The organism is Streptomyces sp. NPDC001536 (assembly GCF_042894505.1).
Classification (GTDB): Bacteria; Actinomycetota; Actinomycetes; order Streptomycetales; family Streptomycetaceae; genus Streptomyces.
Map to the genome: position 1 here is coordinate 423191 of NZ_JBIAVQ010000008.1, position 18824 is coordinate 442014.

Sequence of the window (18824 nt, forward strand, 5' to 3'; positions counted from 1 at the left end):
CATTCGTCAGGAGGGCCAAAAGTAAGCGCCCCGAACAGGCCATGACAAGACGGCAATCGGCCGCCCTGCACCGCGAACGACCAGGAATGCGCCGCACTTTGAGAACGGCTGAGGCGGGTGGGGCCCGTCGTCCGTATCTGCGTACGTCGCACCGGGCACCCCGGACATGCGCTCGGCGTAGCGGCACGTCAGGATGGTCGGTGGGGCGATACTGACGTGCACGACCGGCACCACCGATACCGGATCCTTGAGGAGCCAACCGAATGAGCAACACAGCCCAGATCGGCGTCACGGGACTCGCGGTCATGGGCCGCAATCTCGCCCGGAACTTCGCACGCAACGGCTACACGGTCGCGCTGCACAACCGGACGGCGGCGCGTACGCACGCCCTGGTCGAGGAGTTCGGGAACGAGGGCGACTTCATCGCGGCGGAGACCGCCAAGGAGTTCGTGGCGGCGCTGGAGCGGCCGCGGCGGCTGGTCATCATGGTCAAGGCGGGCGATCCCACGGACGCGGTGATCGACGAGTTCGCGCCGCTCCTGGAGCCCGGCGACATGATCATCGACGGTGGCAACGCCCACTTCGCGGACACCCGGCGCCGTGAGAAGGCACTGCGCGAGCAGGGCATCCACTTCGTCGGCATGGGCGTCTCCGGCGGCGAGGAAGGCGCGCTCAACGGACCGAGCATCATGCCGGGCGGCCCGAAGGAGTCCTACGACTCGCTCGGACCCATGCTGGAGAAGATCTCCGCGAAGGCGGCCGACGGCGCGCCCTGTGTGACGCACGTCGGTCCGGACGGCGCCGGGCACTTCGTGAAGATGGTGCACAACGGCATCGAGTACGCCGACATGCAGCTGATCGGCGAGGCGTACCAGCTGCTCCGCGATGTCGCCGGGTACTCACCCGCGCAGATCGCGGACATCTTCCGGACCTGGAACACGGGCCGCCTCGACTCCTATCTGATCGAGATCACCGCCGAGGTGCTGTCCCACGTGGACGCGGCGACCGGCAAGCCCTTCGTGGACGTGGTCGTGGACCAGGCGGAGCAGAAGGGCACCGGGCGGTGGACGGTCCAGATCGCCCTCGACCTCGGTGTCCCGGTCTCGGGCATCGCCGAGGCGGTCTTCGCGCGGTCGCTGTCCGGGCACGCGGAGCTGCGGGAGGCCTCGCGGGGGCTGGCGGGTCCGAAGGCGACCGCGCTGAGCGAGGCGGAGGCCGGTGCGTTCGCCGACCGGGTCGAGCAGGCGCTGTACGCCTCGAAGATCGTGTCGTACACGCAGGGGTTCCACGAGATCGCGGCCGCTCGTGAGGAGTACGAGTGGGACATCGACCTCGGTGCGGTGTCGGCGATCTGGCGCGGCGGATGCATCATCCGGGCCGCGTTCCTGGACCGGATCCGGTCCGCGTACGACACGCGGGCCGATCTGCCGAGCCTGCTGTCCGACGAGACGTTCGCCCGGGAGATCGCCGACGCGCAGGACGACTGGCGTGAGGTGATCGTCGCGGCGACCCGGCAGGGGGTGCCGACGCCGGGCTTCTCGGCGGCGCTGGCGTACTACGACGGGCTGCGGTCCGAGCGGTTGCCTGCGGCGCTTACGCAGGGGCAGCGGGACTTCTTCGGGGCGCACACGTATCGGCGGGTGGACCAGGAGGGGTCGTTCCACACGTTGTGGGGTGGGGACCGGTCCGAGGTGTCCGCGTAGCGCCTACCGGGCGGGGTGCTTCGGTACGAGGGCGGGTGCGGGGAACCGGTGGTTGATCGCGTAGTTCCCCGCGCCCCTCAGCCTCGTTCCACTCAGCTGAGCGGCGGTCCCGGCTCCGGGTTCGGTACCGGCTCCGGGCCCGGGGGGACCGGGGACGGAGCGGGGTCCGGGGGCGGAGTCGGGGTCGGGCCCGGTGACGGAGGGGTCGGTTGCGGTGGGGGGTCCGGGTAGGGGCCCGGGGTCGGGCCCGGGTGGACGGGGTCGGGGAACGGGTTGGTCATCGTGTCCTCCAGCCAGTGGTGACGTCGGCTCTGGACTAATCCCCCGCGTACCCGGCGTCCGGTGCCCCAGTCACCCGGATGGACCGCGTCAGAAGCGCTCGGGGTGGGCCGCCAGCCAGACCTTCGCCGCGCGGAGCAGCTCCGGGTCGGCGGGCGGGGCCTCCTCGGGGTGGCGTTCGGCCCACTTGACGACGTAGGGGCAGAGCGGGGCCACCACGATGCCCTCGCGCTCGGCCGTGGCGTAGAGCTCGCGGGCCAGGGAGCCCGCGATGCCCTTTCCCTCGTGCGCCGGTTCCACGATCGTGTGGACGGGGACCAGGGCGCGCCCGGGCGATTCGAGGACGAAGTACTCGATACGGCCCACGACTTCGCCGTCGCCGACGGCCTCCAGGCGGCCGGCCGGCCGGTCGTCGCGGATCTGGATGTCGCTCATGGGCACGCTCCTGGTCGAAAGCCGTACAGGGTCAGGCCGGTACCGACTGCGGGCTGCGCTCCTGGTCCGAGCCCGGCACCGGCTCCGACGGGTCGGCGCCCAGGGCCACGATCCGGTTGCCGCGGTCCACGTGCACGACCCTCGGCTCCAGCGCCCGCGCCTCGGCATCGGTCACTTGAGCGTAACTGATGATGATCACCAGATCGCCGGGGTGGACGAGATGCGCGGCGGCCCCGTTGATACCGATCACGCCGGAGCCGCGCTCGCCCTCGATGACGTACGTCTCCAGGCGGGCGCCGTTGGTGATGTCGACGATGTGGACGAGCTCGCCGGGCAGCAGGTCGGCGGCGTCGAGAAGGTCCGCGTCGATGGTCACCGATCCCACGTAGTGCAGGTCGGCCTGGGTGACGGTGGCGCGGTGGATCTTGGACTTGAACATGGTACGAAACACGGACAGACTCCCGGTTCAGCTGCTCCCTGCCCGCTTTTTGCAGGTCAAGGGCGGTCTTCGGAGCGTACAACGATTCGCATGACCGGTCAGCTGTCCGCGGGTGTTCCAGCGCTCACACCGGCGACCGCCTGGCCCATCCCGCTCGATGCTCCGGTGATCACGGCGTTGACGTCGTGCAGTCTCCTACGCGTTCCTCGTCAGTCGGTGACCCTCAGGCCGGTACCCGCCCCGCTGCCGGCCACGAGCTCGGGCCGCAGCAGGTCGGCGAGGGTCTCGGCGGGCAACAGGCCCTTCTCCAGGACGAGTTCGGCCACCCCGCGGCCGGTGACGAGGGCCTCCTTGGCGATGTCGGTGGCGGCCGTGTACCCGATGTACGGGTTGAGGGCGGTCACCAGGCCGATGGAGTTCTCCACCGTCGCGCGGAGTGTTTCGGTGTTGGCGGTGATGCCGTTCACGCAGCGCTCGGCGAGGGTCAGGCACGCCGCCCGAAGATGCGTGATGCTCTCCGACAGGGAGTGCAGGATGATCGGCTCGAAGGCGTTGAGCTGGAGCTGTCCGGCCTCCGCGGCCATCGTGATCGTCACGTCGTTGCCGATCACCTCGAAAGCGACCTGGTTGACGACCTCGGGGATCACCGGGTTGACCTTGCCCGGCATGATCGACGAACCCGCCTGCACCGGCGGCAGGTTGATCTCGCCCAGGCCCGCACGCGGCCCCGACGACAGCAGACGCAGATCGTTGCAGCTCTTGGACAGCTTCACGGCGATCCGCTTGAGCACCCCGGACACGTGCACGAACGCCCCGCAGTCCTGGGTCGCCTCGACCAGGTTGGCGGCCGTGACCAGCGGCAGCCCGGTGATCTCGGCCAGGTGGCGGCGGGCCGACTCGGCGTATCCGGCGGGAGCGTTGAGGCCGGTGCCGATGGCCGTGGCACCCAGGTTGATCTCATGGATCAACTCCACCGCTTCGGCGAGCCTGCTGCGGTCCTCCTCGATCATCACGGCGTAGGCGGAGAACTCCTGCCCGAGCGTCATCGGCACCGCGTCCTGCAACTGCGTGCGGCCCATCTTGAGCACGTCACGGAACTCGACGGCCTTGCGGGCGAACGCGTCCTGGAGAACGGCCATCGCCTTGAGCAGGCCGCGCACGGCGAAGACGGTCGCGACCTTCACGGCGGTCGGATAGACGTCGTTCGTCGACTGCCCGAGGTTCACGTCCTCGTTGGGGTGCAGGTACGCGTACTGGCCCTTCTCGAACCCCAGCAGCTCCAACGCCCGGTTGGCGACGACCTCGTTGGCGTTCATGTTGGTCGACGTGCCGGCACCGCCCTGGATGACGTCGACGACGAACTGGTCGTGCAGCTTGCCGGACCGGATCTCACGGCACGCGGCGACGATCACGGCGGCCTTCCTCGGGTCGAGCAGCCCGAGCTCCTCGTTGGCGAGGGCGGCGGCCTCCTTGACTGCGGCAAGGGCGTCGATCAGGTGGGGACAGGCGGCGAGGGAAGTGCCGGTGATCGGGAAGTTCTCCGTGGCACGCAAGGTGTGGACACCCCAGTAGGCGTCGAGGGGAACGTCCCGGTCGCCGAGCAGATCGTGCTCGATGCGGGTGACGGCGGTCATGGGGCTGGGGCCCTCTCTCGGGAGGCATGGATGGGGGGCCTTCCCCGCCGGTGCGCGGAAGGCCCCCGTGGTGTCACCGGTGTCGTACCTGCTCAGAGCAGGCGGTCCTTCGCCTTGTAGTAGGCGCCGCCGAACGGCAGGAACCAGGGCGTGCCGTTGTAGAAGGGGACGGGGACCTTCGGGAAACCGAAGCCGCGCAGCGGGTTGGCCTCCGGCCTGCCGTCCATCATCTCGGCGACCGCTCGGCCCATGTAGGTGGCCATCTGGACGCCGTGACCGCAGTAACCCATGGAGTAGTACAGGCCGTTGACCTCGCCCGCGTGCGGAATGCGGTCCCAGGAGAAGCCGACCATGCCGCCCCACACGTAGTCGATGCGCACCCCCGCCAGCTGCGGGAAGATCTCGGTCATCTCCCGCTTGAGGATGTCACCGCTCTTGATGTCGGAGGCCGGGTTGGAGGGGGCGAAGCGGGCCCGGCCGCCGAAGGCGAGGCGGTTGTCCGGGGTGAGGCGGACGTAGTGGCCGACGTTCTTGTGGGCGACCAGCAGACGGCCGTTGGGGATGAGCTCCTTGGCGCGCTCCTCCCCCAGCGGCTCGGTGACGATGATGAAGCTGCCGACGTTGATCAGCCGCTTGCGGAACCACGGCATCGACTTGTCGGTGTAGGCGTCCGTCGCCGCCATGACCTGCTTGGCACGGATGGTGCCGTGCATGGTCTCCACCACGAAGCCGCCGCCGGGGAGGCGGGTGAGGCCGGTGGCGGCGTTGCGCTCGTGGATCTCGGCGCCGGCCCGCTCGGCGGCGTCCGCCAGGCCGCCGACGAACTTGCCCACGTGCAGGCCCGCGCTGAGCGGGTCGAGCAGGGCGCCGTGGTAGTAGTCCGTGCCGAGCTCGGCCCGCAGTTCGCTCCTGCTCAGGACGATCGTCTCGTGGCCGAAGTTGTCGGCCAGGTCGCGCTGCTTGGCCCGCAGGCCCTCGAAGTGGCCGGGCTTGCAGACCGCTCCGAGGCGCCCGGAGCGGTTGAAGTCGCAGTCGATGTTCTCGGTGTGGGTGAGTTCCTCGACGACGTCGACCGCCTCGCGGAAGGCGTCGTAGAGCTCACGGGCCCGCTCCTGCCCGAAGCGCTTGCGCGCCTCGGCGGGGCTGATGGTGATGCCCTGGGTGCACATGCTGCCGTTGCGCCCGGAGGCGCCCGAGCCGACCTTGTCCTTCTCGACGAGGACGGTCCGGGCACCCTTGCGGGCGGTGTGGTAGGCGGTGGACAGGCCGGTGAGGCCGCCGCCGATCACCACCACGTCCGCCTCTTCGGGCAGGTCCTTTCCGGAACGGTCGGGCAGGGCGGGAGCTGTGTCCAGCCAGTAGGGGATCTGCTTCATGGCGTGCGTCCTCTGATGTTCTTTCAGTCCTGTGTCGCCGGTGCGCCGTGGGTCAGCAGCCGAGCAGCTTCGGCAGGCCCGACAGGTCGGGCAGCTCGTCGTAGGGCTGGTAGTCGGCGCTGCCCGGGCGGCCGTAGCGGTTGATCCACACCCGGCGCTTCAGGCCCAGGTCGCGGGTCGGGATGTGGTCGTACTCCCAGCCCTGCGCGGTGTGGATGACCTGGGACGGCTCGACGCCCATGGTCTTGAAGGCGTACTCGAAGGTCTGGCGGTCCGGCTTGTAGGCGCCGGCCTGCTGGGCGGTGATGACGTAGTCGAACTCGACGCCGATGTTCTCCACGTTCCGCGCGATCAGGTTGTCGTCGGTGTTGGAGATGATGGCGATCTCGTACTTGGTCTTCAGGGCGCGCAGCGCGTCCGGGACCTCGGGCCAGGGGCCGAAGGTGGGGACGGCCTCGACGAGGGCGTCGCCGTCGGACTCGCGGTATTCCAGGCCGTGCAGGCGCATGGCGTTGCGCAGGCTGGAGTGCAGGATCTCGTGGTAGGGGCGGTAGGCCTCCAGGACGGCCTGGAAGCGCATGACGCGGAAGTCGTCGAGGAACTCGTCGACATCCAGGTTGTCCAGATCCAGCCGGTCCTCCAGAACCTTCAGGGTCGTGGGGGCCAGCTCGAAGTTGATGAGGGTCGCGTAGGCGTCGAAGGTGACGATCTCTCGCATGATGTCCAGCCTCGGGGTCGCGGATTTCCGTAAGGGGTGGGACTTCAGACGACGCGTTCGCCGGGGGCGACGATCGTGTCGAGTGCGGCCAGGTCGGCCGCGTCGGGGAGCCAGTCGGCCGCCGCCGCGTTGGCGGTGACCTGTTCGGGGGTCATGGCTCCGCAGATGACGGAGCCGACGGCGGGCAGGGCGGCCAGTGCGCCCACGGCGACCTGGAGGAGGGCGAGTCCTCGTTCGGTGCCGTACGCGGTGAGCGCCTCGGCCCTGTCCAGGGCGACGTCGGTGAGCCAGCCCTGCCGCCACGACAGCCGGCTGCCGGCCGGGGGCTGCTCGCCGCGCCGGTACTTGCCGCTGAGCAGACCGTTGGCCAGCGGGTAGTACGGCAGCACGCCGACGCCGTGGCGCAGGCAGGCCGGGATCAGGTCCCGCTCCACCGACCGGTCGAGCAGGTGGTAGCGGGCCTGGGTGGAGACGAAGGCGTCGGTGAGGTCCTCGGCCGGGAGGTTGGAGCAGCCGATGTAGCTGATCTTGCCCTCGTCCACCAGTTCCCGGAGCGCGGCGACCGTCTCCTCCAGCGGGGTGACGCCGTCCGGTTCGTGGTACTGGTAGAGGTCGATCCGGTCGGTGCCGAGCCGGCTGAGCGACGCCTCGACCGCGTACCGGATGTAGGCGCGGGATCCACGCGGGCCGTACAGATCGGCGTCCCGGCCCATCTCCATGCCGAACTTGGTGGCCAGCACGACCTCGTCACGGCGCCCCTTGAGGGCGGCGCCGAGGAGCCGTTCACCGTCGCCGCGCAGGCCACCCCGCTCGCCGAACCCGCCGTACATGTCGGCGGTGTCGAAGAGGGTGATCCCGGCGTCGAGGGCCGCGTGGACGACGGCCTTCGTGCCGTCCTCGTCGAGGCGGGCGCCGAAGTTGTTGCCGCCCACGCCGACCACGGAGACGACCGGGCCGCGCTCTCCGAGCGAGCGGTATCTCATGACCGCCTCCCGAATCCGATGCAGACGTTCTTGGTCTGCAGGTAGCTCGCCAGTCCTTCGAGGCCCTTCTCGCGGCCCCAGCCGCTGTGCTTGTAGCCGCCGAAGGGAAGCTCGACGCCGGTGCCGACTCCGGTGGCGTTGACATAGACCTGGCCGGCCCGGATGCCCTCGGCCATGCGCATCGCCTTGTCGATGTCACGCGTCCACACATAGGAGGCGAGGCCGTACGGGCTGTCGTTGGCGATCTCCAGGGCCTCGTCCGCGTCGTCGAACTCGATGACCGTGACGACAGGGCCGAAGATCTCCTCGCGGGCGCAACGGGCCTGGTTGTCGAGCCCGGTCAGGACGGTCGGCTCGACGAAGTAGCCGTCGGCCAGGGCCGGGTCGGACGGCGCACCACCGCCGGCCCGTGCCACAGCGCCTTCCTGGCGTGCCAGGTCCAGGTAGCCGAGGACCCGGTCGCGCTGCCGTGCGGCGACGAGCGGGCCGACGTCCGGGTCGGTGAGACCCGGGCCGAGGCGCAGGGACGCGACGTGCGCGACGAGCTTGTCCAGAAACTCCTCGGCACCGCGCTGGAGCAGCAGCCGGGTACCGGCGGAGCAGGTCTGCCCGGCGTTGCCGAACGCGGAGGCGGCGACCGCGCCGAGCGCCAGGTCGAAGTCGGCGTCGGCGAAGACGACGACGGGGGACTTGCCGCCCAGTTCGGTGACGGAGGGCACCACGTTGGCGGCGGCGGCCTGCGCGACCTTGATGCCGGTCGGTACCGAGCCGGTGAAGGTGACCTGGTCGATGTCCGGGTGGCCGGCGAGGGCCGCGCCGGTCTCGCCGTCACCGGGGACGACGTTGAGGACACCCGGCGGCAGGCCGCACTCCAGGGCGATCCTGCCGATCTCCAGCGGGGTGAGCGGTGCCTCGGGCGACGGCTTGAGCACCACCGCGCACCCGGCCGCCAGAGCGGGGGCGGAGCCCCTGGCGGTGTTCTGGAGCGGGTAGTTGAACGGGATGATCTGGCCGGAGACACCGATCGGCTCACGCACGGTGTAGTCGATCAGGCCGGGCCCGAGGGGGATCGTGGTGCCGCCGAGCTTGTCGGCGACGCCCGCGTAGAACTCGAAGTAGCGGGCGGCCGCTTCGACATCGGCCTTCGCCTGGCGAAGCGGCTTGCCGACGTCCTGGCTCTCCAGGCGGGCCAGCCGTTCGCCCTGGTAGCGGATGGCCTCCGCGATCCGGTACAGGATGCGCCCCCGGTCGGCGGCACGCATCCCCGCCCACTCGGGAGAGGTGAAGGCCGCGCGCGCGGCCGCCACCGCCTGGTCCACGTCCGCCTTGCCGGCCAGCGCCACCTGGGCGACGGCGGTGCCGTCGGACGGGTCGAGGACGGTGAAGGAGCGGCCGTCGGCGGCGGCCACCTGCTTGCCGTCGATGAGCAGCTCGGTCAGCCGCACTTCGTCGGTGGTCATGGCCGGATCTCCCCCAGGACCTCACCGAAGATGACGACCTCGTCGCCCGGACGGACCGTACGGATCCGGCGCACCCACAGGACGATGCCCTCCTGCGGGGCGAGGACCTCCTCCAGCGTGTTGCCGTAGTGGTCGGTGATGGTGGCGATCAGGTCGCCTTCCTTGCAGGTCTCCCCCGGCTCGGCGCGGGCGACGAAGAAGCCGCCGGCGGCGGAGCGGGCGAAGGTGCCGGAGACGGTGGTGTAGGAGTCCCGCAGCTTCACCTCGCCGTCGATCATCTTGAACTGGCGCAGGACGTTGCGGATCGAGTCCATGTGCGTCTCGACGTTGGCCTCGCGGTAGGTGCCGCCGCCGACCTCGATGGTGATGGCGGGCTTGCCCGCCGCGAGAGCGGGGTGGCGGACCGTGCCGCCCCACTTGCCGCCCTTCCAGACCAGCTCGTGCCCGGCGGCGAGGGCGAGGTCCGTCGCGATGTCCTCGTAGCCGCCCTGGAGGATGACGAGCGGGGCGATCTCGCCGTAGGCACCGCCGGTGTGCAGGTCGACCACGGCGTCGACGGCCGGGACGACCTTCTCGACGAAGGTGGCGGCCAGCCGCTGGGAGTACGAGCCCTCAGCGTCACCCGGGAAGATGCGGTTGAGGTTGAGGTGGTCCAGGCCGCTGGTGCGGGCCGCCGCCTCGAAGGCCGGGGTGTTCATGCAGGGGATGGCGACGAGCGTGCCGCGCAGGGTGGCCGGGTCGATCCCGGCGAGCACGCGGCGGATCGCCTCCTGGCCGTCGTACTCGTCGCCGTGCACGCCGGCGTCCACACACAGGACCGGGCCGTCCTGCGCGCCGTTGACGACGATCAGTGGAATGCCGAGTTCCACACCGTAGCTGCTGGTGCCGACAGGGATGAGGCCTTGGGCGCGCTCGCCGGGGGCGACGGTCAGCGGACCGATGGAGTACATGTCGTTCCTTTCCGAAAACATGGATCAGATGCGGGCGGACGCCTCGGCGAGGGTCTCCGCGAGGATGTCGGCGATACGGTCGAGAAGGGCCCGGTCGCTGATCAGCGGGGGCGCGATCTGGACCAGTGGCGCGGACCGGTTGTAGACGCGGGCCAGCAGGCCGGCCTCACGCAGTCGGCGCGGGATCAGATCGCCGATGAGAGCGGCTCGGGCCTTGGCGCTGAAGTCACCGCCGTCGAGGTCGCCGACGAGTTCGCAGGCGTAGAAGAACCCGGCTCCCCGGACGTCGCCGACGATGGGGAGGTCCTTGAGCGCCTCCATGCGCTGGGCCAGGTCCCCCTGGAGACCGCGGACGTTGTCCAGGATGCGGTCGCGCTCCATGATCTCCAGGTTGCGCAGGGCGATGGCCGCGCTCAGCGGGTGCCCGGCGAAGGTGTAGCCGTGGTTGAGGACCGCGCCGGGCCGGTTGATGACCTCGGTGACCTTGGTGCCGACCAGGGTCGCGCCCATGGGGGCGTATCCGGCGGTGATGCCCTTGGCGACGGTGACCATGTCCGGGCGGGCGCTGTATCGGTCCCCGCCGAACCACTCGCCGATCCGGCCGAAGGCCGTGATGACCTCGTCGGCGACGAGGAGGAAGCCGTACCGGTCGGCCAGTGCCCGCAACCCCTGCCAGTAACCCTGGGGCGGGGTGATGCAGCCGCCCCGGTTCTGCACCGGCTCGGCGATGAGCATCGCGACGGTCTCGGGGCCCTCGGTCAGGATCGCGGCCTCCAGCTCCGCGAGCAGCCATGCCGTGTACACCTCGTCGTCCGCGAACTCCGGTGCGAGGCCGTGGCGGTTGGTGTTGGCCACGAACCGGGTGTCGATCGCCGGCGGGCCGTACGGCTCCGTCAGGCCGGGGTCGTCGGTGAGGGAGAGGGTGCCGATGGTCAGTCCGTGGTAGGCGCCGCGCCGGGCGATCGCCTTGGTGCGACCGGGCTCGCCGCGCAGGGCGTGGTAGCGGCGGGCGATCTTCCAGGCGGTCTCGACGGCTTCGGCGCCGCCGCTGGAGAAGAAGGTGTGCTCGATGTCGACGGGGGCGATCCGGGACAGCCGCTCGGCGAGTTCGATCGCCGTCGGGTGCGCGGAGGAGGTCCACAGCGGGCTGTAGCACAGCTCGCGCAGCTGCCGTTCGGCTGCCTCGGCGAACTCGGGGCCGTAGGAGTAGCCGAGCTGGCAGCAGTACAGCCCCGACAGACCGTCGATGTAGCGCCTGCCGTCGGCGTCGTCGACGTACGGGCCCTCGCCCCGCTGGATGACGAGGAGGTTCTCGCCTTCCGGGCCGAGCGATCCGTTGGCGGTCATGTTCAGCAGCAGGTGCCGCTGAGCGGTGGCCGCGGTCGGTTGGGCGGCGGCGGTGGTCATACGGCCTCACCTCCGGGGGTGGCGACGCCGACCGCGTTGTCGACGGAGAGGAGGGATTCCTGCCGTCCGGTGCCGAGCCAGCGGACCAGGGCGACGAGGCCGAGGGCGAGGACGGCGAAGGCGATGAGGATGGCGCTGACGGCGGTGACGCTGGGGTCGATCTCGAAGGTGAGGGAGTTGTAGACCTGCACGGGCAGGGTGACGGTGTCGACGGAGGAGAGGAACTGGGAGATGTAGAACTCGTCGAAGCTGGTGATGAAGGAGAAGATCGCCGCCGCGATCATGCCGGGCGCGGCGAGGGGGAAGGTGATCTTCCGGGCGATGGTGAGCCGGCCGGCGCCCATGCTGGCGGCGGCGTCCTCCAGGCGTTCGTCGATGCCGCGCAGGGTCGCGATCAGGATCAGCACCGCGATGGGTGAGGCGAGCACGGTGTGGCCCAGGGCGATCGCGATCGGACTGCCCAGCATCGCGGCCGGCTCGAACAGCAGGAACAGCCCGAGCGCGGTGACGATCTGGGGGATGACCAGCGGCCCGAGGACCAGGGCGAACACCGCCGAGCGCAGCGGGAGTTCGCTGCGGACCAGGGCGGTCGCCGCGGTCACCCCGATGATCAGGGAGAACACGGTGCTCAGGGCGGCGACCAGGGCGCTCAGGGAGAGCGCGGCGGGCCATTTGCTGCCGTCGGCGAACAGGGCCTTGTACCAGTTCAGCGTCCACGTCTCGGGCGGGAAGGAGGCGAAGGCGTTGTTGCTGAAGGAGGTGACGAGGATGACGACGATCGGCAGCGCGAGGAAGAGGAGGATGACGGTGGCCACCGCTGTCAGCACGATCCGTCCCGCGAGGGTCTTCCGCAGTTCGATCATGACGCACTCCTCTTCCTGCGGCTGGCGCCGAGGGAACCGACGAGCTTGACCAGCAGCAGTCCGGCCAGGGTGAGCAGCAGCAGGATGACGCCCTGCGCGGCTGCCCCGTTCCACTGGTTCTCTTTGGTGACCTGCTGGTTGATGAGGGTGGCGATCATGGTCTGGTTGGGTCCGCCCATCAGGGCGGGGGTGATGTAGTAGCCCAGCGAGAGGATGAAGCTGAGCAGTCCGGCACTGGCCAGACCGGGGGCCACCAGCGGCAGGTAGACCCGCCGGAAGATCGTCACGCGTCCCGCGCCCATGCTGGCCGCGGCGGCCAGCAGACGGCGGTCCACCCCGCGCATCACGCCGTACAGGAGCAGGACGGTGTACGGGAGCATCATCGACGTGGTGCCGATGACCACACCCAACTCGTTGTAGAGCAGCTGGAAGGGCGCCCCGGGGACGGACATGGCGGTCAGGGTCTCGTTCACCAGGCCCTTGTCGCCGAGCATGATGATCCAGCCGTAGGTGCGCACCAGCGCGGAGACGAAGTGCGGGACGACCACGACCAGCATCGCCAGGCCCGCCCACATCGGCTTGAGCCGGGAGATGGCCTGGGCCAGGACGAACCCGAAGACCAGGCTCAGCACCGCCGTCTCCGCAGAGATCCGCAGCGTGGTGAACAGCACCGACAGATTGACGCCGGTCAGTGCGTCGGCGTACCAGTGCAGGGTGAAGGAGCCGTCGGCGTCCTTCAGGCTCAGCAGCAGCGTGGAGAAGATCGGGTAGACGAACAGCACCAGCAGATACACGACGACGGGGAGCGCGTACAGGATCCCGACCCGGGTCCGGCGTGAGGCGAGGAGTCTGCGGGGGCGGGCGGGAGCGCCCGCGGCGAGGGTGGCGGCCATGGCTCACCCCGCCTGTTCGTCGGCGAAGAGGTTGACGTCGTCCGGGTCGGCGGTGATCCCGACCCGCTCGCCCGCGACCGGACCGCGCCCGGCGGGTACTTCCAGGCGCAGCAGCGGCGCCTGACCGCCGTCGACGCGGACGCCCGCGCGGACCAGGGTGCCCACATAGGTGGCCATCTCCACCGTGCCGGTACAGAACCCGTCGTCGGCGGCCGAGGCCCGCAGCCGGCCCGGCTGCACCGCGACCTTCACCTGGCTGCCGGAGGGCAGCTGGTGACGGCGCGCCTTGACCAGTCCGCCACTGCCTTCGAGGCGGACCAGGGTGTGCGTGTCGGTGTGCTGTTCGATGCGGCCGGGCAGGAAGTTGGCCGCGCCGAGGAAGTCCGCCACGAACGGTGTCCGAGGTCGTTCGAACAGCTCCCGGGGGGTGTCGAACTGCTCGATCGAGCCGTCGCGCATCACCGCGATGCGATCCGACATGACCAGCGCCTCTTCCTGGTCGTGCGTCACGTAGATGACCGTCAGGCCGAGTTCCTGCTGGATGGTCTTGATCTCGACCTGGAGCTGGTCGCGGAGCTTCTTGTCCAGGGCGCCGAGCGGTTCGTCCATGAGGATGACCGGCGGGCGGTAGACCAGCGCCCGGCACAGCGCGACCCGCTGCTGCTGACCACCGGACAGCTCACGCGGCTTGCGCCCGCCGAACCCCGACAGGCCCGCGATCTCCAGCGTCTCCCCCACCCGCCGGCGGATCTCCTCCTTCGGCACACCCCGCAGGGTGAGCGGGAAGGCGACGTTCTCACTGACCGTCATGTGCGGGAACAGCAGGTACTGCTGGAAGACGAAGCCCAGGCCGCGTTTTTGCGGCGCCAGCCGGGTGACGTCCCGGCCTCCGACGGTGATGGTGCCGGAGTCGGGTTCGCAGAACCCGGCGATCATCATCAGGGTCGTGGTCTTGCCCGACCCGGAGGAGCCGAGGAAGGTGACGAACTCCCCCGCCGCGATCTCCATCGACGCCTCGTCCACGGCGACGACGTCGCCGTAGGTCTTGCGCAGAGCCACCACCGACAGCGCTTTGCCTGTCGCCGTGGCCGACGCCACGCCTGCCTCCTTCACCGCCGGAGCGGCAACACCGAAATCAGCCACGAGCCCACTCCAGCCAGCGCTTGGTGACGGCCGATTCGTTCTTCAGCCACCAGTCGATGTCCGCGTCGAAGCCCTTGTCGTAGTACTTCGGCGCACCGGCGAGGGCGTTGCGCTCGTCCTCGGTCAGCTCGGCGTAGGCCAGCGGAGAAGCCGGGTTCGACGGGAAGGCCTTCGCCAGAGCGGCCTGGCTCTCGGCACGCAGTGAGAAGTCCATCAGCCGGTAGGCGTTGTCCGCGTTGGCCGCGCCCTTGGCGATGGCGTAGCCCTGGAACTGACGCCGCATACCGTTCAGCTGCCGGGTGACCGGAACTCCCTGCTTCTCCAGATCGGCGATCCGGCCGTCCCAGACGGTCGACATCGTCACTTCCTGGCGGCTCAGCAGCACACCGGGCAGCGGGCCGCTGTCCCAGAACTTCTTGATGTCGCCCCGCAGCCGGGTCAGCACCTCGAAGGCACGGTCCACATCGAGCGGGTACAGCTTGTCCATCGGGACGCCGTCGGCCAGCAGCGCGAACTCCAGCTCGGGCAGATCGCCGTCCGGGCTGCACATCGACCGGCCGCCCTTGAACGCACTGGTGTCGAAGAAGTCCGCCCACGACTCCGGCTTGCGACCGCCGAAGGCATCGGTGCGGTACGCGATGCACTGCCCGTAGAAGCTGCTGCCGACGGCGTGGTCGGTGATCTGGTTGTCCGGGATCTTCGCGCTCTTCACGCTCTTGAGCCGGTCCAGGTCCAGGGCCTCCAGCGCGTCCTGCGTCACGTACTTGCTGTGCGACATCATCGAGTTGTTGATGAGGTCGCACTGCGGCCGGCCCTGCTTGATCTGCGCCAGCAGCGGGGCGTCGTCCACGTTGAGGACCTTGACCTGGATGCCGGTCTCCTGCGTGAACGGCGTGTAGATCGCCTTCTGCAGAGCCGCGCCGTAGGAACCGCCGCTGTCGCGGACGACCACCGTCTTGCCGCCCTTGCCTCCGCCGGCCGAGGCGCGGCTGGTGCCGGTACCGCAGGCGCTGAGGGCGGTCGCGGCGGCGACACCCGCCGTGACCCCGCCTATTCCTCGCAGGAACAGTCTGCGGTCTATCCGGACATCTTTCATCGTGTGCCTCCTGGTGGTGCTGGCCGTGAGAAGGAGCGGCTGGGGACGTGGAAAGGGGGGCGGCTGAATTGGGGGTCTAGGGGCGGGGATCCGCCTCGTCGGATCCGGCGCCGACACCGGGGGTCCGGAGGGTGTCGGCCCGCCCGGCCGTGTCGGGGTCCCAGGGGACCGCGAGGGCGGCGAGTTCGGTGCCGGGGGCCACGGTGAGGCCGTGCATGCCGTAGAAGATCCGTCCGTCGGCGGGGGCGTGGACGGTGTGTTCGCTGCCGTCGGCCGGGTCGACGATGCGCCCGAGGACATCGCCCTCGGCGACTTCGCCGATGACGTCGGCGTCGAAGGAGAACTCCGGGTACCACAGGCCGGTGGCCTCGGCGGTGACGCCTGCGGACCAGACCCACTCGCGGATCGGTGCCGGGGCGGAGCCGTCCTGGTCGAGGACGCCCAGATGGCGAAGTGCCTTCAGCAGGCCGTCGACGCGGCGCAGGGCGGTGGCCTCGTCCCGCCGGCCGAGCTGGCCCACCTCGACGAGGACCGCCGACATGCCCCGGCGGGCGGCGGCCGCGTGGCTGTTTCCGCCCTCGGGCGTCAGCCCGAGGATGACGTCCTCGATGCCGAAGGAGCCCGCGAGTTCGGCCGTGGCCTTGTCGAGGCCCGGGTCACCGGTGACGCGGTAGCCGACGAAGTCCCGCAGGACCTGGTCGATGCCGCCGCAGTGCAGGTCGATGTAGACGTCGGCGCCGTCGACGAGGTGGGTGAAGAGCCAGGCGGCCAGCCGCTCGGTGGGGCCGCCGGCGGGGTCGCCGGGGAAGACGCGGTTGAGGTTCACGCCGTCGACCGGGGAGATGTTGAGCCTGCCCTGGTACACGGCGGGAGGGTTGGCGACCGGGCAGATGATCACCTGTCCGTGCACCTCGGCGGGCTCCAGCCCGTCCGCCAGTCGTACGGCGGCGTCGATGGGCGGGAACTCGCCGCCGTGCACACCCGCGGTGATGACGACGCGGGGGCCGGGACGGGCCCCGTTGATCAGGGTGAGCGGGATGTCAGCGGTGAGGGTGCCGAGGTCGGCGGGGACGGTGCCACGGGCCTTGGTGCCGGGCTCGGCGTACAGGGTGCCGACACGGAGCGTGGTGTCGTTCATGGTCATGCCTCCGTACGGCCGACGGTGGAGATGAAGTCGATGGGCTGGGGCGAGGCGCCGTCCAGAGCCAGGTCCGCGGCGATGTCGCCGAAGGCGGGCGAGAGTTTGAAGCCGTGGCCGGAGAAACCGGCGAGCAGGATCACGTTCTCGGCGCCGGGCAGCGGGCCGACCAGGGGGCGGCTGCTCTCGGTGTAGCCCTCCATGTAGACGGAGAGGCGGGTCGGGTCCGGGTGCAGGTCCGGCAGGTGACGCCCGATCAGCTCGGAGAAGACCTCCAGCTCGTCCGGGTGCACGGTGCGGTCCAGCTGGTTGGGGTCGCCCGCGGGCCGGTGCAGCGCGCGGGACAGTCCGAGCTTGACCGAGACACCGTCCGGGGAGGGCAGCCCGTAGCAGTGGGTGGGCGCCGTACGGATGAACGCCGGGCGCTCCTCACCGAACCATGCCTCGGGGGCGGTGGGCACGTACCAGGCACTGACGAGGCGGCGGACGTCGACTTCCCACGGCAGGTCGGGCAGCAGGTCGTTGACCCACGGGCCGGGCGTGACGACGACCGTGTCGAAGCGCTCGCTGCCGGAGTCGGTGCGGATCTCCACGCCGCCCGCGACGGGGACGATCTCCCGGACCGTGCGGTAGCGGTGGATCACCGCCCCCAACTGCTCGGCGCGGCGGGCGGCGCTCTGGATCGTCAGCTCCGGGCGGATGAACCCGGCGCGCCGGTCCAGCACGGCCGCGTCGCCGTCCTCGATGCGGTACTGGGGGAATCGTTTCGCCAGCAGTTCGGCGTCCAGCACCTCGTGATCGAGGCCGTGCTCGGCGATGGACTCGAGGACGGTGGCCATCTGCTGGTGCCCGGTCGGCCCCATCAGCAGGCATCCGGTCAGGCGGCGCAGCTCACGGCCGGTCTCCTGCTGAAGCCGCTCCCACAGGGCGTCGGCGTGCTTGAGGAGGGGGACGTAGCGGGAGTCCTCGAAGTGCGCGCTGCGGAAGATGCGGGTCTCACCGCCGGCGGCGCTGCGGTCGTGGCCGGGTGCGTAGCGGTCGTATCCGACGACCTCGGCGCCACGGGCCGCCAGTCGCCAGGCGGCCTGGCTGCCCATCGTTCCGACGCCGACCACCGCGACGCGCTTCCTGGCAGCTGACACAGAACTTTCCTTTCGTATCGCCGAGGCGCATGCTGAGCCATCGACGTGAGGCTGTTCGATTCGAGATGGTTTGAGCGGGAGCCAGGTCCTCCTTGGGGACCTGCGGCTCGCAACCGCCGCGTCTCGCAGTCCGGCTCACTTCGGGAGGGATCTCTCCGAAGGGCCGTGCCACTATGTGGAATGCTGTGCTAGAATCTGGCACAGAGAATGACAGTGGCTCCGGAGGGGAGTCAAGAGGGTGTCCGGCAGAGATTTCGAGGATTAACAGGGGGAAACAGGATGGAAATGAAGAGCGTCACCAGGTCGCTGCGCGTCCTGGAGGCGGTCGCCCAGCATCAGCCCGTGACCGTAGGAGAGTTGACAAAGATCTTCGGGCTGCCGAAGTCCACCGTGCAGCGGACCCTGGTCACACTGGCCGAAGCCGGCTGGCTGCGCGCCAACCGCAAGGACACCACCCGCTGGGAGATCGGCGCCCGCGTCCTGGCCGTACGACCCGCCGCCCTCCAGGGCTCCAGCCTGTTCGCCGCGGCCCGCGAACCCATGATTCGCCTTCGGGACACAGTGAACGAGACCATCCACCTGTCGGTACCGGACGCCCTGCAGTGCGTGGTCGTCGTCGACCGCGTCGACTGCGACCACGCCGTACGCACCTTCCACGCCATCGGCGACACCTCACCCCTGCACGCCACCGCCGCCGGACGCGCCATCCTCGCCCACCTTCCGAGGCGGGACGTCGAAGAACTCATCGCGGCAGGGCTGGAGCGGTTCAGCGACACGACCCCCGTCGAGCCCGACGAGCTGCGCGCCGAGCTGGACCGGATCCGCACCGACGGCTACGCGATCAACCGCAACCAGTACCGGCCGGGCGTCTGCGCCGTCGCCGCCGCCGTGCTCGACGAGGACGGCACCCCGCTGGCCGCCGTGGCCATCTCCATGCCCGAGGCACGGTACGACGGCGAACACGCGCCCAAGTGGGGCCGCCTCGTCGCCGACACGGCCGCGGAGATCTCACAGCGCCGCCTGGGTGCCTGAACGGCAGACGACACTCCACAAGGCCGAGGGTGGGGGGGGGGGGGGGGGGGGGGGGGGGCGGGGGGGGGGGCCGGGGGGGGGGGGGGGGGGGGCCCCCCCCCGCGGCCGGCGGGGGGGGGGGGGGGCGCGGGGC

At 70.2% G+C, this 18824-nt stretch carries 17 protein-coding genes; 2 read left to right on the top strand and 15 right to left on the bottom strand.

The genetic code is table 11. The annotated features are described in order from the left end of the window. Positions 1–263 precede the first annotated feature (263 nt). Positions 264–1703 carry an NADP-dependent phosphogluconate dehydrogenase gene (gene gndA, locus ACFY0U_RS23950; RefSeq protein ID WP_388638946.1) on the top strand — a complete coding sequence of 480 codons (1440 nt, stop codon included), beginning with the start codon at positions 264–266 and terminating at the stop codon, positions 1701–1703. 369 nt (positions 1704–2072) lie between these two features. Here the strand turns inward: gndA and ACFY0U_RS23955 are convergent, their stop codons facing one another. The 15 genes from ACFY0U_RS23955 to solA all read right to left on the bottom strand — a co-directional run bounded on the left by ACFY0U_RS23955 (position 2073) and on the right by solA (position 17659). Next, on the bottom strand, positions 2073–2417 hold the full coding sequence (locus ACFY0U_RS23955; RefSeq protein ID WP_388638948.1) for a GNAT family N-acetyltransferase: 345 nt from the start codon (positions 2415–2417) through the stop codon (positions 2073–2075). Positions 2418–2448: 31 nt separating this feature from the next. Continuing rightward, entirely contained in the window at positions 2449–2868 is a 420-nt protein-coding gene (panD, locus tag ACFY0U_RS23960; protein WP_388638950.1) for an aspartate 1-decarboxylase, read from the bottom strand. A gap of 197 nt (positions 2869–3065) precedes the next feature. Continuing rightward, positions 3066–4490 carry an aspartate ammonia-lyase gene (gene aspA, locus ACFY0U_RS23965; protein WP_388638951.1) on the bottom strand — a complete coding sequence of 475 codons (1425 nt, stop codon included), beginning with the start codon at positions 4488–4490 and terminating at the stop codon, positions 3066–3068. Between the two features lie 92 nt (positions 4491–4582). Then, on the bottom strand, positions 4583–5866 hold the full coding sequence (locus tag ACFY0U_RS23970) for an NAD(P)/FAD-dependent oxidoreductase (protein WP_388638953.1): 1284 nt from the start codon (positions 5864–5866) through the stop codon (positions 4583–4585). Between the two features lie 52 nt (positions 5867–5918). Then, positions 5919–6584 carry a haloacid dehalogenase type II gene (locus ACFY0U_RS23975; protein ID WP_388638954.1) on the bottom strand — a complete coding sequence of 222 codons (666 nt, stop codon included), beginning with the start codon at positions 6582–6584 and terminating at the stop codon, positions 5919–5921. A gap of 44 nt (positions 6585–6628) precedes the next feature. Next, positions 6629–7567: an aldo/keto reductase gene (locus tag ACFY0U_RS23980; RefSeq protein WP_388638956.1), complete on the bottom strand. Its 939-nt coding sequence runs from the start codon at positions 7565–7567 to the stop codon at positions 6629–6631. Then, the gene (locus ACFY0U_RS23985; RefSeq protein ID WP_388638958.1) at positions 7564–9027 is read right to left on the bottom strand and encodes an aldehyde dehydrogenase family protein; all 1464 of its coding nucleotides are present in this window, start codon (positions 9025–9027) and stop codon (positions 7564–7566) included. The genes ACFY0U_RS23980 and ACFY0U_RS23985 overlap by 4 nt, the downstream gene beginning before the upstream one ends. Beyond that, the gene (locus tag ACFY0U_RS23990) at positions 9024–9977 is read right to left on the bottom strand and encodes a succinylglutamate desuccinylase/aspartoacylase family protein (protein WP_388638959.1); all 954 of its coding nucleotides are present in this window, start codon (positions 9975–9977) and stop codon (positions 9024–9026) included. Before ACFY0U_RS23990 ends, ACFY0U_RS23985 begins: the two co-directional genes overlap by 4 nt. 24 nt (positions 9978–10001) lie before the next feature. After that, a complete protein-coding gene (locus ACFY0U_RS23995) occupies positions 10002–11384 on the bottom strand; it encodes an aminotransferase class III-fold pyridoxal phosphate-dependent enzyme (protein ID WP_388638960.1) in 1383 nt (460 codons plus the stop codon). Continuing rightward, entirely contained in the window at positions 11381–12247 is an 867-nt protein-coding gene (locus tag ACFY0U_RS24000; RefSeq protein WP_388638962.1) for an ABC transporter permease, read from the bottom strand. Before ACFY0U_RS24000 ends, ACFY0U_RS23995 begins: the two co-directional genes overlap by 4 nt. Beyond that, a complete protein-coding gene (locus ACFY0U_RS24005; RefSeq protein WP_388638964.1) occupies positions 12244–13140 on the bottom strand; it encodes an ABC transporter permease in 897 nt (298 codons plus the stop codon). The genes ACFY0U_RS24000 and ACFY0U_RS24005 overlap by 4 nt, the downstream gene beginning before the upstream one ends. 3 nt (positions 13141–13143) lie before the next feature. After that, on the bottom strand, positions 13144–14253 hold the full coding sequence (locus ACFY0U_RS24010) for an ABC transporter ATP-binding protein (protein WP_388638992.1): 1110 nt from the start codon (positions 14251–14253) through the stop codon (positions 13144–13146). Positions 14254–14275: 22 nt separating this feature from the next. After that, positions 14276–15379 (bottom strand): ABC transporter substrate-binding protein, encoded by a 1104-nt coding sequence (locus ACFY0U_RS24015; protein WP_388638966.1) that lies wholly within the window; start codon positions 15377–15379, stop codon positions 14276–14278. Between the two features lie 76 nt (positions 15380–15455). Further along, positions 15456–16517: a succinylglutamate desuccinylase/aspartoacylase family protein gene (locus ACFY0U_RS24020; protein ID WP_388638968.1), complete on the bottom strand. Its 1062-nt coding sequence runs from the start codon at positions 16515–16517 to the stop codon at positions 15456–15458. A 2-nt stretch (positions 16518–16519) separates the two neighbouring features. Further along, on the bottom strand, positions 16520–17659 hold the full coding sequence (gene solA / locus ACFY0U_RS24025) for an N-methyl-L-tryptophan oxidase (RefSeq protein WP_388638970.1): 1140 nt from the start codon (positions 17657–17659) through the stop codon (positions 16520–16522). A 285-nt stretch (positions 17660–17944) separates the two neighbouring features. On the opposite strand from solA, the gene ACFY0U_RS24030 reads away from it, so the two are divergent. Beyond that, positions 17945–18691 carry an IclR family transcriptional regulator gene (locus ACFY0U_RS24030; RefSeq protein WP_388638993.1) on the top strand — a complete coding sequence of 249 codons (747 nt, stop codon included), beginning with the start codon at positions 17945–17947 and terminating at the stop codon, positions 18689–18691. The last annotated feature ends 133 nt before the right edge of the window (positions 18692–18824 follow it).

Bases quoted from the DNA above. Each gene is read 5' to 3' on its own strand.
- gndA (WP_388638946.1), top strand. From the start codon at position 264: ATGAGCAACACAGCCCAGATCGGCGTCACGGGACTCGCGGTCATGGGC.
- ACFY0U_RS23955 (WP_388638948.1), bottom strand. From the start codon at position 2,417: ATGAGCGACATCCAGATCCGCGACGACCGGCCGGCCGGCCGCCTGGAG.
- aspA (WP_388638951.1), bottom strand. From the start codon at position 4,490: ATGACCGCCGTCACCCGCATCGAGCACGATCTGCTCGGCGACCGGGAC.
- ACFY0U_RS23970 (WP_388638953.1), bottom strand. From the start codon at position 5,866: ATGAAGCAGATCCCCTACTGGCTGGACACAGCTCCCGCCCTGCCCGAC.
- ACFY0U_RS23975 (WP_388638954.1), bottom strand. From the start codon at position 6,584: ATGCGAGAGATCGTCACCTTCGACGCCTACGCGACCCTCATCAACTTC.
- ACFY0U_RS23980 (WP_388638956.1), bottom strand. From the start codon at position 7,567: ATGAGATACCGCTCGCTCGGAGAGCGCGGCCCGGTCGTCTCCGTGGTC.
- ACFY0U_RS23985 (WP_388638958.1), bottom strand. From the start codon at position 9,027: ATGACCACCGACGAAGTGCGGCTGACCGAGCTGCTCATCGACGGCAAG.
- ACFY0U_RS23990 (WP_388638959.1), bottom strand. From the start codon at position 9,977: ATGTACTCCATCGGTCCGCTGACCGTCGCCCCCGGCGAGCGCGCCCAA.
- ACFY0U_RS23995 (WP_388638960.1), bottom strand. From the start codon at position 11,384: ATGACCACCGCCGCCGCCCAACCGACCGCGGCCACCGCTCAGCGGCAC.
- ACFY0U_RS24000 (WP_388638962.1), bottom strand. From the start codon at position 12,247: ATGATCGAACTGCGGAAGACCCTCGCGGGACGGATCGTGCTGACAGCG.
- ACFY0U_RS24005 (WP_388638964.1), bottom strand. From the start codon at position 13,140: ATGGCCGCCACCCTCGCCGCGGGCGCTCCCGCCCGCCCCCGCAGACTC.
- ACFY0U_RS24015 (WP_388638966.1), bottom strand. From the start codon at position 15,379: ATGAAAGATGTCCGGATAGACCGCAGACTGTTCCTGCGAGGAATAGGC.
- ACFY0U_RS24020 (WP_388638968.1), bottom strand. From the start codon at position 16,517: ATGAACGACACCACGCTCCGTGTCGGCACCCTGTACGCCGAGCCCGGC.
- ACFY0U_RS24030 (WP_388638993.1), top strand. From the start codon at position 17,945: ATGAAGAGCGTCACCAGGTCGCTGCGCGTCCTGGAGGCGGTCGCCCAG.